This window comes from Enterococcus sp. AZ179 (assembly GCF_050498885.1).
GTDB lineage: Bacteria > Bacillota > Bacilli > Lactobacillales > Enterococcaceae > Enterococcus_D > Enterococcus_D entomosocium.
This window is the reverse complement of the sequence record NZ_JBMHEO010000001.1, coordinates 2673349-2688428: the sequence shown is the minus strand read 5'-3', so window position 1 is coordinate 2688428 and position 15080 is coordinate 2673349. Positions and strand designations below refer to the sequence as shown.

The following is a 15080-nucleotide window of genomic DNA, read 5'->3' as shown; positions in this document are numbered from 1 at the left end:
CTTTGCTTATTTACTTAGCTCAATTGCGATTCTCTCGATCAACGGACGATAATCCACTTGCTTGTAATCTTCCACATTGACTTCGATAAGCTCCCCTAACTGAAAGTCATCGTAACGGCGATCGGTGATGATTTGCCGAAACGCTTCTTTGGTTATATGGTTGGTTGCAGCATGTCTATCTTCCAGCACATCCCCGTAATGGTATCGTTCCATGATAAAACTCAAATGACGGTCATCCGCTCGATCACGTATGAAACGTCTTTCCCATAAGGTTTCAAACGAGGCAGTCAAACGTATGGTCAAGCAGTCGTAGCCATAACTTTGAGCGAGAAAAGTCAGCAAGGGCTTCTGCTTTTCACTAAAGGGGTATTCCGAGACCACCAAGCGTTTTCCTAGAGACATATACAAGCCCAATGCCTGATAGTAAAAAGGCCAAACATACTGTTTTTCGATCTGGGCTTTTTCTGCCAATGAATCAAAGCCAAGGGATTCGGCATAGCACTCTTTGATTTCATCTGGCGTAAGAGCGAAAAGATCGGGAAAACGTGCCTTCAGCAGATTCAGTAAATAACTTTTTCCAGTCCCAGGACTGCCTGCCAATAAAACAAGCATCTTTTTGCGTACCATCTATTTGCCGATCGCAGTCGGCGCTTTCGTATTCATGAAAAGGCCGATCTTGTGCTTGACGATTTCTTTGATGGCTTCATTGGATGGGATCACGTTGTGGCGCAATGATTTGTTGACTTCCGTTGCCCCAAAATTTTCTTTCGCAATCTTCGTCCAATTGACCAACAATTCAGTACCTACATTAAACTTGCGAATGCCGTTATTGATCAATTCAGGATAATCTTCTTCTTTGACGCCAGTTCCTCCATGAATGACTAGCGGCACGTCGACGACTGCATGGATCTCCTTCAATAACGCAACATTCACTTCGGTTTTGGAGCGGAATTGGCCGTGATTGGTTCCGATAGCGATGGCTAGCGCATCGACGCCAGTAGCAGCGACAAATTCTACTGCATCTTCTGGGCGTGTGAAGACTTTATCGTCTTCTTCCACATGAATGCCTTCTTCTGTGCCGCCGATCGTTCCTAGTTCTCCTTCGACGGACACCCCATGGGCATGGGCGTATTCTACGACTGCGCGCGTTTTCAAAATGTTTTCTTTGAAGGGCAAATGCGAGCCATCATACATCACCGAGCTATAGCCGCTATCAATCGCCGCTTTGATCTCATCGAAATCTCTGGCATGATCCAAATGCAAGACAGCATCTACTAGCTCGTGATCGGCAATCGTTTTGACGACATTGACCAAGACATCATAGCCGATGTATTTCGCCGTATCGATACTTGTTTGAATGATGATGGGTGCCCCCATCTCTTTGGCTGCCCGCAGCATACTTGGCAGCATTTCTAAATTATGGGTATTAAAAGCCCCCACTGTAAAATTCAATGCTTCTGCTGTTTTCGTTACTTCTTTTAATGTTGTATACATCCTTGATTCCACCTCGTCTAGTTTAATTGCCGCTGATCGTAAGTTGTTTGGCGATTTGCCGCATTTCTTCCATTTTGTCCATGTAATAGTCGATCTTTGCATCGTCGCCGTTTCGTGCGGCGGCGGCACGCTGAGCATTGTAAAGGGACATCAGTTTTTTGTAGCCGTCCCCGATCGATTTTTTCGCCTGCAAGCTTTTTTCCAATGCGTCGATCGCTTCTTCTGTGCGGGAAAGTTTTGCCTGGGCTAAGCCTAACGCTTCATACAATTTTGCTTGTTCGTCGATGTCAGTTTCTGCTTGCAACTGACTTTCTAAAGTTTTAATAAGCGCTTCTGCCTCTTGGCTTTCTTCAGCGGTCAAAGGAACCGCTGGTGTTTCTGTGGGCTTTTTTTCTTTTTTGAAAAAAGAGAACATAGGTCTTCCTCCTAGCGATTAAAAGTTTTTCAATAAGGGACTGATGATCCAAGCATATAGCAAGGCTGCCGTAACGGTATCCACATCAGTTGCAGTAGCGTTAACAAAGCCCATTTGATTGAAGATCGTTACAAGTAGGGCTGGCAGTAATGTGATGAAGAATCCGTGAAAGATCCCTCCGATGATCGCCCCTCGACGTCCACCGACCGCATTGCCGAAGATCCCAGCGGTACCGCCGGCAAAGAAGTTCGTCAGCATCCCCGGCAAGATCATCGCCAAGCCAAAGACTGGTAAAACGAACATGGCGATGACTGTCCCAATCGTTGTAGTAATGAAGCCTAAAATAACTGCATTGGGGCTATATGGGAAGAACACTGGGCAATCGAGTGCTGGTTTTGCATCAGGCACCAATTTCATGGCGATCCCACGAAATGCAGGGACGATCTCGCCTAAGAGCAACCGAACGCCAGCTAGCAAAACATAGACCCCAACCACGAATTGAATGGCTTGCAAGAAGGCATACATGATGTAATTTTGATCACCAGAAAGCGTAGAAGCAAAGGTTTCTCCAGCAAACAAGACCGTCACGATATACAGTGGAACCATCACGACCATGACAGAAAGATAGGTATCTTGTAAAAATTCAAAAGAACGTGGCAGTTTGATGTCTTCGATCGATTTTTTCTTCTCGCCTCTTTCTCCAAACAGATAGGCAACGCCTGCTTCAAAGAGGTAGCCGATCGTACAGAAATGTCCGAGAGCAATGTCGTCTGACCCAGTGACTTTGCGGATGATGGGCTGAGCCATCGCTGGCATCGCTACGGCAAAGATCGCCCCAATCAACCCACCGACAAGAATCAAGACAACGCCCCGTAAACCAGCGAAATAGCCAAAGACCGTCGTCATGGTCGCCATCCATAAAATGGCTTGACCCGTCAAGAAAATATATTTCCATTTTGTAAAGCGTGCCAATAAAATATTAAAAACAAAGATGGCTAAAAATGTCAGCGCTATGTCCCGACCCAAGCCCAACTCATTCATCGCTTGCCCGTTGATGGCTTCGATGGAAGGAATTATGCCTTGCATGTCGAATCCTTCTGTGAAAATCTCGCCGAAATAGGTCAAACTACCGACGATGATGCTAGAACCAGCGCTTAAAACCTGGAAGCCCAATAGCGTCTTCAAACTTCCTGAAATGACTTGACCTGCTGACTTTTTCTGAAGCAACAGCCCTAGCATCGCGATCAAAGCGATCGTGATCGATGCCTGCGTTAAAATATTATCAATGATAAAATTGATGATGCCCATTTTTTCAAACTCCCTTCGTCATGCCTCTTCCTTACAGTGCGCCTTTTTCCGTTAATACTGGGGTGATTTTTTCTTCGATTTCTGGTTTTGAAACGATGTTGCGCAAATAAATGATTGCGGTTGTCGGGTCCAAGGCAAACTTTTCAAATTGCGTTCGGAAATTCTCTGCCGTAATGATGATGTCTGGTTTCATTGATACCGCTGATGAGATATCGACATGATCCAATTTCGCCTCCACTCCTAATTTCGTTAAGACATCTTCTGTTGACATCTGAGCCGCAAAGCTGCTGCCAAGACCTGCACCGCATACGAATAAGATCGATAATTTGTTCATGATTTTTCCCCTTTTCTTTTTTTTATGAAAATAGCAATGATTGAAAAGCTTCAATCGTAGAGCAAGCCAGCAACTGCGTGACTTTTTCTTCATCATTGATCAGTTCGATCAATTCCTTCATGATGGCAAGATGAGAGTAGGAGTCCACCGCAGCCAAGCAAAAAATGATTTTGACGGGGTCCATTTCTGGGTTCCCAAATGCGACTGGCGGCGCCAAGGTGAGGACACTCACACCCAACTGCTGGGCGCCATCTTCTGGTCGTGCATGCGCCAGCGCCAAATGTTTGCCAATGACGATATAAGGACCGTATTCCTCCACCGCCGCAACCATTGCCTCGATATAGCGTTTTTCGATGATCTGTTCTTTTACTAGCGGCTGCGCAGAGCGTTCAATGGCTTCTTCCCAATTTTGAACAGGAACATTTAATTGAATATGACTAGCGGATAAAACATCTTTTAACATTGGCTGAATCTCCCTTGCATTAATGGCTAATTGATTTTGTTCAAACAAATGTGTCAATTTGCGATAGGCGGCAGCATCGACCGTTCCACCGCTTTCTTCAATGACTGTAAGCAATTGATTGAAGAACAGCGTGGCATTTTTTTGGTCAAAGGCGATCCGCTTGAATTGTTCATTGTTTTTTAAGAAACGGCGGATCACTTGGTGATTTTCTTCATTGATGATCGGTGGGATCAGTAATACCGGCTTTTCTCGATAATCGATCTCATAGGTTGAAAAAACCAGATCCACATCGAATTTCGTGATCAAATTGACTTCTTGTGAATTCAAGACTGCCGCAACTTCTACTTCTGGAAACTTCTCCTTGAGGCTGGCTGCCAGCAGATTGCCGGTTGCCATTCCATGGTTACAGACGACGACCGCCTTATAGATCGTAATAATCTCGTGGTTCAATGAACTTAGGGCTGTAGAAAAATGAATCACGAGAAATGTCAGTTCATCTTCTGATAGTGGTTGACCGACGATCTCTTCGATCGTGGGGGCGAATCCCTTGACGGCTTGGTAGATTTGTCCATAATTTTTGCGAACGGTCTCTTTGATCGGATTGGGTACTTGAATGCCGCTCTTGGCTCGAACGATCAGCGCTGCCATATGTTTATACAATCCCTCTAACAACTCTTCTTCCTTTTTACTAAAAGGGATCTTGGTTTGGCATTCCACAAATTGGATCAGCTGCAGCGACAAGAGTTGCGCATGCGCCCATTCGATGGAATTGGACAAATCTTTAAAATTCAGTGATTCGATGATGAAAGAAAGATAGTTGACTTCGATTTCTGGTGGCTCGATCGAAAAGGTTTCAGCGATCGCCTGGATATAGGCTGACCCTTGGAGCGGATTGCTGGAAGTAGACCAGTTCATGCGAGTGATAAATTCCTTCATTCTGATGCGCATCAGCCAAATGGCGGTAAACAATAAGATTTGGCTGCTGTACAACTCATTTTGATTTGGCGGCAACACTGCTTGCATCACTTGTTGGATCTGTTTGATTTCTTTTTGCGGCAAATAGCGATAAAGCAATTTTGTAAAGACTAAATCTGGGGTCTGTTTATCAAGTGGCAGCCTACCGATCCGCTGATTGATGATGTCAAAAATCATCGTCCGAATCGCTCGTTCCGATCCATTCAACCGCAGTCCTTTTTTTCCTAGGCTGATGATCTCAATGCCATATTTATTGATGTCCGCCCGCAAACGGCGCATGTCTTCATCCATGCTGCTTTTCGATATCTGGTACGCTTCTTCTTTTTTATTCAACACCAGGATCTCTTTTGAAAATGTCAGATGCAGTAGCAGATCAAAACTACGCTCTTCACGGGTCATATATTCCGACTGTTGTGCCTGTAATGCCTGCCAAACGATGGCTTGCTGCTTTGAGGGCATTTTCAAAAGGATGCCCTTTCCTCGAAGGGTTTGGACCGGTCCGATGTGTAAGTCAGCGAGAAACGTGTTGATCTCATTCAAATCATTGCGGATCGTCCGCCCACTCGCTGCGGTCTCTTCTGCCAGTTGCTCGATGGATAGTGGATAATCAGTCACCAACAGGCGATGCAAAACATCTACGATTCGTTTTTTCACAACTTTCTCTCCTTCTCTGATTTGAGTATATGATTTCGCTTACAACAAAAAAAGTAGATGTTTCTGCCACTTTAGTTTGCAAAAATGTAAACGCTTCTATTTCGAATTAGGAATCTTTGCTCGATTATTTCATATTTTCCTTATTTTTCCTATCCGATGGAGAAAACGTTTAGCTAGAGAATCAGATGCAAAAAAAGCAAGAGCAGCTGCTCTTGCTTATCGATGATGGTGCATTCTATTGTGTTTGATCCGTCGTGTCTTCTTGCTTATTTCCCAGCGCTTGCTCCATTTGCTTTACTGCCCAATCCATTAGAAAGATCAACAGCATTGCCAGCACGCTGCCAATCAATGCCCCTGAAAAACGCAATGGGATCAATTTCAGTGGCGTAAAACTAGTACCGATCGTCATTAACAGCAGGACTTGTGGGTTGGTAAAGAAATTAGCAACGGTATAATTGACTGGCATAAAAAACTCCGTCAATATGTTTAGAATGATCAAGACAACTGCGATCGCTTCAAGGGGCATATGCAAGGACATCAATAAGAAACCCAGCAGCAGCCCTACGATTCCTCCCAGTACCCTGCCGATCGTGCGATTTTTGATTTTTTCCATATGTTCCCCTGCCAATACGGCAGCAGCGGAAATCAAGATCCAATACCCGTTGCTGTCCCGCAACAGATAGGCAATGTAGGTCGCAATGAACAATATCAAAGAAAAGTGCAGCGCCTTGATGACCATTTCTGGTTGCTGAGATAATGCTAGCGAATATTTCTCGTGCAAGCTCAGTTGTTGAAAGGCCGTTTTTTCTTCTTTCAACGGCAGCTGTTCAGCCAACGAAATCACCAGTCCAGCAAGCAGTGAGCCTGCGATGCCATAAAGCAAATAGGAACTGTGGTGCAAGATCTCTCCAAGGTGCGCTGCGTGAAAATTAAAGCCGGTGGCATAAAGCATCAACACGAAGAAATAATCGGGCTTGGGGATCCGCATCACTTTTGACAACAAAAACGCAGAAAACGATAACGCACCGATGATAAAAGGTGCGCTCCAGGGAATCAGTGCTGTCCCAGCGCCTAAAATAAATGCCAGCAGCAGCGCAGCGCCGTGGGTCAAAATGGCGCGCAGATTATAAAAAAGGGACCGATGTTGAAAAGCCAAGTAGGAAAAAGCCCCCATCGCCCCCACAGAACTTATCAAAGGGTCCTGAACGAGGATCCCTATAAACAAAGGAACCGCCATCGCAAACCCTGATCCTAACGGACGCAAGACTTTTCGTTTGTCTTTCATGCAATTCCTCCTATCAAAAAATATGTACGATGATACAGCCGTTTTATAAGCAACGTCCTAAACTAGTATACGAAGCAAAAGATGAATATGCAAATTTTTTTCAGAAACTTTGTGAAATCCTCGCAATGATGTCCTTGATCAACTCAATCGCTCATAGAAAACCGTTTATTCATGAAAAAGCAGCAAAAAGAGAAGCATTCGCTTGGCAACTGATTGCAAGCGAATGCTTCTAGCGATTCCTTCTCTCCCTTTATACAACCCTTATTTCACTGAAGCGCTGGTGACCGCATCTGCTGCAGGTGCGTCATGAGTACTGGCACTAGTGACCGCATCGGTCGGTTCTTGGTGCACAGAAGCACTGGAAATGGCGTCTTCATTGCCGACAAGTTTTTGACCGGTTTGTTGCAAATACCATTCGATGATTGGCTTGAAATCAAGGATGTATTCGTTGATCCCCGCATATTCGCCGTTTTCATCGTGCATCGCTTGATAATTGTGGACGATGTATTTTTCTGGCACCTGTTTCGGCACATGGACCCGAACCGCGTCGGTTGCCCCACTGCGCAGCTGTTGGATCACCCACTCAACATTTTTGAAGGATTTTTCAGGATGGCATTTTGCTAATGGATTGCCGACTTGTCCTGGCACACGTGCTGCTAGCATATTTTGGGCTTCTTCGCGCAGATTGTAATACAAGAATTGGTTGTTGCTATCGGCAAATGTCAATTCCATCGGCATCGAATCTAAGAAGTAATTGATCTGATCGACTGTCAGCAAGCCGCGATTTAGTTTGACGTAGGTATTGCCAGAAACAGCACCGACTGCTTCAGCGGCTTTTTCCAGCCATTGATCATCATACATATCCACCCCTTCCACGGTGGTTGCGATTTTCCCTGTGGCGTAGAGGTCTTCGGGCGGCAATTGTTTGGGACCCGCTAAGGCAGAAACGACTTTGATAAATTGCAAGAAGCTGTTGATCGTCGCATCTAAAAAAGCAACCGTTCGGGCATCGATCAAATCACCCGCTTCATCGAAAGCTTCTTTGGCTTTGCCCAACAAAAACTCATTCCCTGGCATCACTAAAGCATTGACTCCCGGTGCGTCCAAAATCTGGCGCAGATGCAGCTGGGCCCTTGAAGTTCCTTGATCGTAGTAAGAGGCACCCACGATCATCACTGGTTTGTTTTCCAGAGGATGGATCTTGAATGAAAGCCATTCTAGCAAGCTTTTCAGTCCTGCCGTCACGGTATGGTTGTGCTCTGGTGTAGCAATGATCACACCGTCTGCCATCAGCAATTGCCGATTCAAACGCTGGATGGCTGGGCTTTGGGTTTGATCTTCCTCTTGATTAAAGAGAGGAAAGTCTTTGATCTCTACAAGTTCTAACGTGAATTCCTTTTTGTATTGCTTTTTGATAAAGTTCAGCAGCTGACGATTGGTGGAGACTTCAGCGGCTGATCCGACGATTCCGATCAATTTCATTGTCTTTACGCTCCTATCTTTTGCGATTAGATGGTTTCCCATGAAAATTCAGCAGCTTCTTTTTGATTGGCGGCATGGGCGTGCTGCAACTGGCTGGTAATTTTTACAAATAATAGAAAATCGTTGAACAGTCCTTGCAGTTTTTGGGTCTGCTCTTCATCGATCAAGTTGCCTTGCTCGTCAAACGCTTGCAGCGAATGACCTAATAGAAATTCAGAGCTAGGCATGATCCGTGCTTTTAACTCTGGAGAATCCAGAATCTGTCTTAGATGGGCTTGGGCACGAGAAGAACCTAACGTCCCATAAGAAGCACCAGTGATCATCACTGGCTTGTCAACAAACGGGAAAATTCCATAGGACAACCAGTTCAGGGCATTGATCAACGCTGCGGGTACGGCATGATCGTATTCTGGTGTGCTGATGATCACACCGTCTGCTGCCGTGATTTTTTCGGCAAGCTGGGTTACTTGTACGGGCAACTCCTTTGATTCTGGTTTGTTGAACATTGGAAGATCTTTGATCTCGACTAGTTCGATCTCTGCCTCATTGGCAAACATTTTTTTCATAAACTGCAACAACGTGCGATTGGTGGAACGAGTGGCATTGGTTCCTACGAATCCGATAAATTTCATCCTGTCTCTTCCTTTCTGGTTGGGCTATCTTAAAAGTCTTGCCTGAATGCCTTTAGAGGCAATGACTTCATTTTCTTTGGTTACGATGATTCCTTCGATTTCTGGCTGCTGCTGAATCTCTTGCAAAACAACTGGAATGGGCTTGCCAAACAAGCGCGAAGTCCAGATTTCCCCCAGTAACGATGTCGCTGCAACGATCGTGATGCTCAAATACCCACATTCGATGGGAAAGCCACTCTGAGGATCAATCAAATGATGATACGTTCCTTCAGCGGTGGTCAAGACCCGCTCATAGATCCCCGAAGTGACGACGGTTTGGTCCTTGATTGGCAGAATGCCCAAGGTGTCTGCCCGACCGCCTTTGGGATCTCGGATCCCGATCCGCCAATGCCCGTCCGAATGATTTGGTGCAGCGCCGAAACAGACAATATTTCCGCCTAAGTTGATCAATCCATACGCTGCTCCACGGGCTTGGCAAAGGGTGCGTAACTTATCAGCGATGTAGCCTTTTGCTAATGCTCCGAGGTCGATCCTCATTCCAGCTTTTTTCAAAAAAACCTTGCCTGCTGCCAATTGGATCTGTTGCGGATCTGTTAGCGCAAGCAATTCTTTGACCTGCGTCTTTGATACGATGCGGGCATCTTCAAACCCGATGCGCCATGCTTGGACCAGTGGACCGATGGCAATATTCAGCTGACTGTGGGGAGCACAGCTATGATGTTTGCCGATTTCGATCAGCTGGTACAATTCTGGATCAAGCACAAGCCCCTTTTGTCCTGCCAACTGATTCAGCTGATTCAATTCCGATCGCGGATCATTGGCACTAAAGCGATGGTCGTATCCTTTCAGCTGGGTCTCCAGCTCGTCCAGTACACTTTCTGGTTCTGTATGAGCGACTTTTAACTCAATGGACGTGCCCATCCGCTGAATCGTGCGAGCGGCTTCTCTCACTGCTGCCTTCATAAAATCCCTTCTCCTAAAAACGATATACCTCAAATTATGTTAGTTTTTTCACAATTAAAGAATACTCCCGATATATTTTTTTGTCAACACGATTATATATTTTTTTATATAAAAGGAATTCAAAAAAGCAGTCCCTTCGTCGAAAGGACTGCTATCTATCAAGCATTTGAGCAACAAAGCTTTTTTGTCGAAAATATATTTTTAATTGATCGTTTCCTCGATCGATTTTAAATGCGCCAGTAATTTTACGTTTTTATTGATTTTGGCATATGCTCGTGCATCGTGTAACATTTCCAAAATTGTTTCTTTCGGCTGTTGTTCACGAATGGCATTTTCGGTCAGTTGGGCTGCCGCGCGAGCCAAGTAGTAGGTCAAGTGATTGTCGGAACAAATCGCCAACACATAATTCAACAAGGTATCACTAGTTTCCAAATCATCGACTTTGGCATAAAAGACGCCGCAATGAAAGACGATGTTCAACACCCGCCACGTGTCTTCGATCGTTTTGATCGGATAGGTATAAATTTTCTCAAAGACCTTCGTCACATAAAACTCAGCCTTTGCCCATTCCTCTTCTCTGGCATACACCAAACCGATCCCAGTATACGCTAAGAAATCAAACAATTCCTCCGCCGTTTCATTCATCAATAACTGATCGAATTGAAACAAGACATCGGTAATCGCAGCTTCATTAAAAATCATTTCAAAGCCTTTTAAATAATCATATTGCGCTTTTAATGCTGGTTCATCGATCAGCTTCACTTCGATTTGACTTAACAATGCAGCCAACTGTTCATACTCGCTCGTGATCAAGTAGAATTCGGCTTTTGCCAATTCTTCTTTGATTTTGGTCGTTGCGACATTCATGGAAGAAAACAAGTCGACCAATGGCAAGCCGATCCGATTACACAATTTGATCAAAATTTTGAGGGACGGTGCCTGCCCGTTGTTTTCAAATTTACTCAAAGTGGCTTGCGTACAGATTCCTTCCGAAAGTTCTTGCTGCGAGAAGCCCGCCTGTTTCCTCGCTTCAATAAATCGTTCAACATTCATCGCCTTGCTCCCTCCCATTGTCGATAAGACACTTCTTTTTTTTCGTAAGCTGTCCTCAACTGCTGGGTCAGCTTGTCACAGATGCTGCGTTTTTCTTAGAAAAATCACCTTTTGCGATGGCTTTGTCCGTACAATAGTGTCCTTTGCCATGGGTCTGACGGACTTCCGCCAGTTTTTCTTGGATCATCTCGAGGATCACCATGAGGTTGTCTTCATTGGCAACAAAGTCCAATTGATCCCCATCAATTTGCATTTTCGGACAAACGTCAAAGTTTTCATACCATTCATCGTATCGCTGATTCAATTCTTTGTAATAATCGTACAATGTCGGATCATTGGCAATTTGTTCATAGGAACGACCACGTTTATTGATCCGTTCGATCATCGTATTCAAGGAAACCTTGATATGAACCATTAAATCTGGATGTTTCAACGGCGCCGATTCTTCCAATTCCCGCAGCATCGTATTCAACAGGTTATCGTATTGTTCGACCTCCATCGGTGCGATTCGACCTAGATCCGCATTTAGATGAAACATCAAACTGTCCTCATAGATGGAGCGATCAATGACATTGTCATCATTCGACAAAGCTTCTCGCATCCCTAAAAAACTTTTGTTTAAGAAAAAAATCTGCAATAAAAAGGCGTATCGTTCTGGATTGGAATAAAACAATGGCAGAACATCGTTGTCCTCCACGTTTTCATAAAAAGGCTTCGACGCCATTTCCTTCGATAAAAAATCAGTCAAACTGCTTTTTCCTGCCCCGATCGTACCTGCGATTAATAACACATTCATCCATCCTTTATTAAATATAGTCACCTACAAATGCTCGGTGCGCCATCTTTTCAAAATCATACGCTGTTCGTGCCGTCAAATCAGTCAAATACGCTTGTACCGACTCCGTCAACATCAGATTGACCGCCGCGGCTTTTTCCTGAAAAGCGATCACTGGTTTATTTAGTACGTGTGCTGCGCCGATTTCAAAGGCTGTTCCCGGATCAGTGATTCCTTCATGGTAATCCAAAACGGCAACGACGACGTCGGCTCGTGTCAATTCCAGCACGTCTTTTTCAAAAATTTCTCTCGTCCATTCCGGTGTATTGGGTTCAGATGAACCTTCTTGATACAGGCGCGGCGAATAGACCGCCAAAGGCTGTGGGTTTTCAGCTAAACTGCATTCTACCTGTTTGAGTCGTGCGACTTGTTCGTTTGAAAAAAACGGTCCAGCTAAATAGACATGCTTCATCCTGCCAAGCACTCCTTTCCTGACCCCTTCGCCGCCAATCGTTGGATCAACGACTCAACGTCAGATAGGAAAAAGAGCGTTTCCGGCAGTTCAGCCCAAGCAAAGCTGGAAGCTTCAAACATTTTTAGCAGTGGCTTCAGTCCATCCTTCAAGCCTTCGTTCATCAACACACCGATTGGCTTGACTGGCAATTTCCCAAGAGTCATAAAAGAGCATATTGATGACAACTCCTCTAGTGTACCAAATCCACCAGGTAATACAAGGTAGGCATCGCTCATTTCCAGCAATTGTTGTGTTTGCTCCTCCCTCGTATCCGTATAGAACTCAGTGTATGTGCTTGATCCAGTGACAATTGGCGGCAAATCTTCTGCAAAGGAACCTGATGGATAGATCCCCGTCACTGCGCCTTCTTTTTCAAAGACCCCATTAACGATCTCCCTCATCAAGCCAGCCAAAGGGGCGCAATAAATCAACTCGATGTGATTTTTTGCTAAGGCATTGCCGATGGCACGAGCGGTCTTTGCCAACTTTTCCTCATTTTCTAAACGGGTACCGCAAAATACAGTTACTCTCAAAAACAACAGCTCCTTCTTCACTACACCTGCTATTTTACACAATCTATTAAAAAAGTAAATACTACATATTGTGCTTTATTTAGATAAAAATCGATCTATTCACTATATATTGTATGAATCCGTTTACGTCTTTTCGCTTTCCCTTAAACGTTACAAACTTTGAAAATAGCAGATAAGAAAAAACAGCATCAGCTGCCATCGATTGCCTCAGTCCTCTTTCATCCCACATAAAAAAACACGATGCAGGTAGGCTCGTGTTTTTTTATCCATCACTTTTTTTCTCTTGTCCAAGCAAAATTTAGCAAAAATCTGTATAAAAAAATTATTTTTCGTCGGTGGCTGCTTTCAGCTTTTTCAAATCCTCTTGCTCGACAAAAAAGGTCACTTCTCCTGTTTCTAAATCGACGGATGCTTTGACTTCAACCCCTCGTGGGAAAAACTTGCTGGCATCAGTCTCGATTTTCAAACGCATCGTTCCGTCTTTCAATCCAGCACCATAGGTCATCGTACGAAAGTTCTTTTTCATTCCTGCTCGCTCCTTTTTTAATAGCTCATCGACACTGCACCCATAAAGGGTACTCAGTTTCAATAAATTCAAACTGTCTGGTACCGTCTTGCCGGTTTCCCAATTTGAGATCGATGTGCGGGTCACTAAAATTTTTTTTGCTACTTCTTCTTGGCTCATTTGCTGTGTGACTCGATGGTTCTTTAGTGCTTCCCCAATCGTCATCTTGGCCTCCTTCTTCTACCTTAACGCAGACCTGCTGTGATTGCTGCTCAAATCCATTGATATTACGGCATTGTCAAACAGTTTTGACAGGTTTTTCTTAAACGAACTCTCCGTGATAGCGGTTTTCTTTCTATCATAGATGAAAAAAGAACAAATGACTAGAAAATGATCTTGTTACTTCAACTATATTACGATAAAAAAAGTAGCACGAATAAATCGTACTACTTAAGAAAACATGACCTGTTGCTAACGGTGGATCGTCACTTCTTTTTTGACTTCCACGGTGATGCGGCCATTTTTGATGACCACTAAACGTTCAGGAATATCGATCAGCACATCGGCTTTTCTCTGGGTATCTAAAAGAATCAAATCTGCGCGGTTGCCAACAGCGATCCCATAGTCTTTGATATTTAATGCTTTGGCGGTATTGGTCGTAATCATTGGCAAGACTGTCGGCAGGTCATCGGCGCCGCCTAAATGCGCCACTGGCACAGCCAACATAGCGATTTGAATCAAATCACCGTTGCCATAGGGCGTAAAGGCGTTACGAATATTGTTGCTGCCTAAGCAAATATTCACACCAGCATCACGTAATTTGCGAATCGGCGTAACGGCACGACGAACGTTGTAGGCATCATTTCTAGCACCTAAGTGTAAGTCGGTCGCAGGCAACGGCATCACATTGATTTGGGCTTTGACCATCAAATCGATAACTTCTGCCAGCTGATCCGGTTCCATAGCGTGCAGCGCAGTCAAATGTCCTACAGATACCCGACCTTGGTAGCCTTCTGCGATGGTTTTTTCACACAGGTAGACGATCGATGTATCGTCTGCTTCGTCAGCAAAATCCTGATGCAAGTCAATGTCTTTGTCAAATTGTTTGGCGATCTCAAAGATCAAGTCGATGTGTTCATTGGCTGGCGCATCATTGTAAGGAATGCCGCCAACGACATCGGCGCCTTTTTCCATCGCTTCAATCATCATTTTATCCGTTCCGGGTGCTTTAAAAATTCCTTCTTGCGGAAAGGCAACGACCTGAATGTCGATCAGGTCTCGGTACTCTTCTTTTAAGCGCATGATGGTGTCAAACCCAGTGAAGCCTTGCGCCGGATCAAATTCGGCATGGGTGCGAACAGCAGTCGTACCATGTACGATCAGCATTTCTAATGCACGTTTCGCTCGATCATAAATATCTTCTTCGGTAAAAGTCGGTTTGAGCTTTGCCGTAACTTGGATCGCTTCTTGTAATGTACCTGAATTATTAGGTTCACGATCGGCAATCAAGGCTTTGTCTAAGTGGATATGGCTTTCGATCAATCCGGGGATCACCACTTTGCCTTTCGCCTCAATCGTTTTTGCTGCTGATTCTTCAATGTTGGGTGCAACTGCGGTGATTTTTCCTCCTGAAATTGCAATGTCTACTAATTCTGCATCGTCTTCAAGACGTGCTTGTTTGATCAATAAATCCAT

General features: G+C 44.5%; 16 protein-coding genes. All 16 read right to left on the bottom strand.

Annotated features, from left to right (window positions below; translation table 11 throughout):
* Nucleotides 1-6: 6 nt before the first annotated feature.
* Nucleotides 7-627, bottom strand: coding sequence for a zeta toxin family protein (locus IGI88_RS12685; protein WP_005234665.1), 621 nt, complete (start codon nucleotides 625-627; stop codon nucleotides 7-9).
* The gene (locus IGI88_RS12680; RefSeq protein ID WP_005234664.1) at nucleotides 628-1494 is read right to left on the bottom strand and encodes a class II fructose-bisphosphate aldolase; all 867 of its coding nucleotides are present in this window, start codon (nucleotides 1492-1494) and stop codon (nucleotides 628-630) included.
* Between the two features lie 22 nt (nucleotides 1495-1516).
* Nucleotides 1517-1909 carry a hypothetical protein gene (locus IGI88_RS12675; RefSeq protein WP_005234663.1) on the bottom strand — a complete coding sequence of 131 codons (393 nt, stop codon included), beginning with the start codon at nucleotides 1907-1909 and terminating at the stop codon, nucleotides 1517-1519.
* Nucleotides 1910-1927: 18 nt separating this feature from the next.
* Nucleotides 1928-3217, bottom strand: a complete 1290-nt coding sequence (locus tag IGI88_RS12670) for a PTS sugar transporter subunit IIC (protein ID WP_008379073.1) — start codon at nucleotides 3215-3217, stop codon at nucleotides 1928-1930.
* A 31-nt stretch (nucleotides 3218-3248) separates the two neighbouring features.
* A complete protein-coding gene (locus IGI88_RS12665) occupies nucleotides 3249-3551 on the bottom strand; it encodes a PTS sugar transporter subunit IIB (protein ID WP_005225455.1) in 303 nt (100 codons plus the stop codon).
* A gap of 22 nt (nucleotides 3552-3573) precedes the next feature.
* A complete protein-coding gene (locus tag IGI88_RS12660; protein WP_086297447.1) occupies nucleotides 3574-5643 on the bottom strand; it encodes a BglG family transcription antiterminator in 2070 nt (689 codons plus the stop codon).
* Nucleotides 5644-5878: 235 nt separating this feature from the next.
* On the bottom strand, nucleotides 5879-6928 hold the full coding sequence (locus IGI88_RS12655) for an FUSC family protein (protein ID WP_086297470.1): 1050 nt from the start codon (nucleotides 6926-6928) through the stop codon (nucleotides 5879-5881).
* Between the two features lie 261 nt (nucleotides 6929-7189).
* On the bottom strand, nucleotides 7190-8410 hold the full coding sequence (locus tag IGI88_RS12650) for an NAD(P)H-dependent oxidoreductase (RefSeq protein ID WP_042890446.1): 1221 nt from the start codon (nucleotides 8408-8410) through the stop codon (nucleotides 7190-7192).
* A 26-nt stretch (nucleotides 8411-8436) separates the two neighbouring features.
* The gene (locus tag IGI88_RS12645) at nucleotides 8437-9042 is read right to left on the bottom strand and encodes an NADPH-dependent FMN reductase (RefSeq protein ID WP_005234653.1); all 606 of its coding nucleotides are present in this window, start codon (nucleotides 9040-9042) and stop codon (nucleotides 8437-8439) included.
* Nucleotides 9043-9066: 24 nt separating this feature from the next.
* On the bottom strand, nucleotides 9067-10005 hold the full coding sequence (locus IGI88_RS12640) for an FAD:protein FMN transferase (RefSeq protein ID WP_005234651.1): 939 nt from the start codon (nucleotides 10003-10005) through the stop codon (nucleotides 9067-9069).
* A gap of 201 nt (nucleotides 10006-10206) precedes the next feature.
* Nucleotides 10207-11058, bottom strand: coding sequence for a helix-turn-helix domain-containing protein (locus IGI88_RS12635; protein ID WP_034878437.1), 852 nt, complete (start codon nucleotides 11056-11058; stop codon nucleotides 10207-10209).
* 67 nt (nucleotides 11059-11125) lie between these two features.
* The gene (locus IGI88_RS12630) at nucleotides 11126-11848 is read right to left on the bottom strand and encodes a deoxynucleoside kinase (protein ID WP_139960047.1); all 723 of its coding nucleotides are present in this window, start codon (nucleotides 11846-11848) and stop codon (nucleotides 11126-11128) included.
* A gap of 16 nt (nucleotides 11849-11864) precedes the next feature.
* Nucleotides 11865-12305: a nucleoside 2-deoxyribosyltransferase gene (locus IGI88_RS12625; RefSeq protein WP_005234647.1), complete on the bottom strand. Its 441-nt coding sequence runs from the start codon at nucleotides 12303-12305 to the stop codon at nucleotides 11865-11867.
* The gene (locus IGI88_RS12620; protein ID WP_008379089.1) at nucleotides 12302-12880 is read right to left on the bottom strand and encodes an LOG family protein; all 579 of its coding nucleotides are present in this window, start codon (nucleotides 12878-12880) and stop codon (nucleotides 12302-12304) included. The genes IGI88_RS12625 and IGI88_RS12620 overlap by 4 nt, the downstream gene beginning before the upstream one ends.
* Before the next feature lie 322 nt (nucleotides 12881-13202).
* Nucleotides 13203-13610, bottom strand: a complete 408-nt coding sequence (locus tag IGI88_RS12615; protein WP_061054425.1) for a helix-turn-helix domain-containing protein — start codon at nucleotides 13608-13610, stop codon at nucleotides 13203-13205.
* Nucleotides 13611-13856: 246 nt separating this feature from the next.
* Entirely contained in the window at nucleotides 13857-15080 is a 1224-nt protein-coding gene (locus tag IGI88_RS12610) for an amidohydrolase family protein (RefSeq protein WP_005234642.1), read from the bottom strand.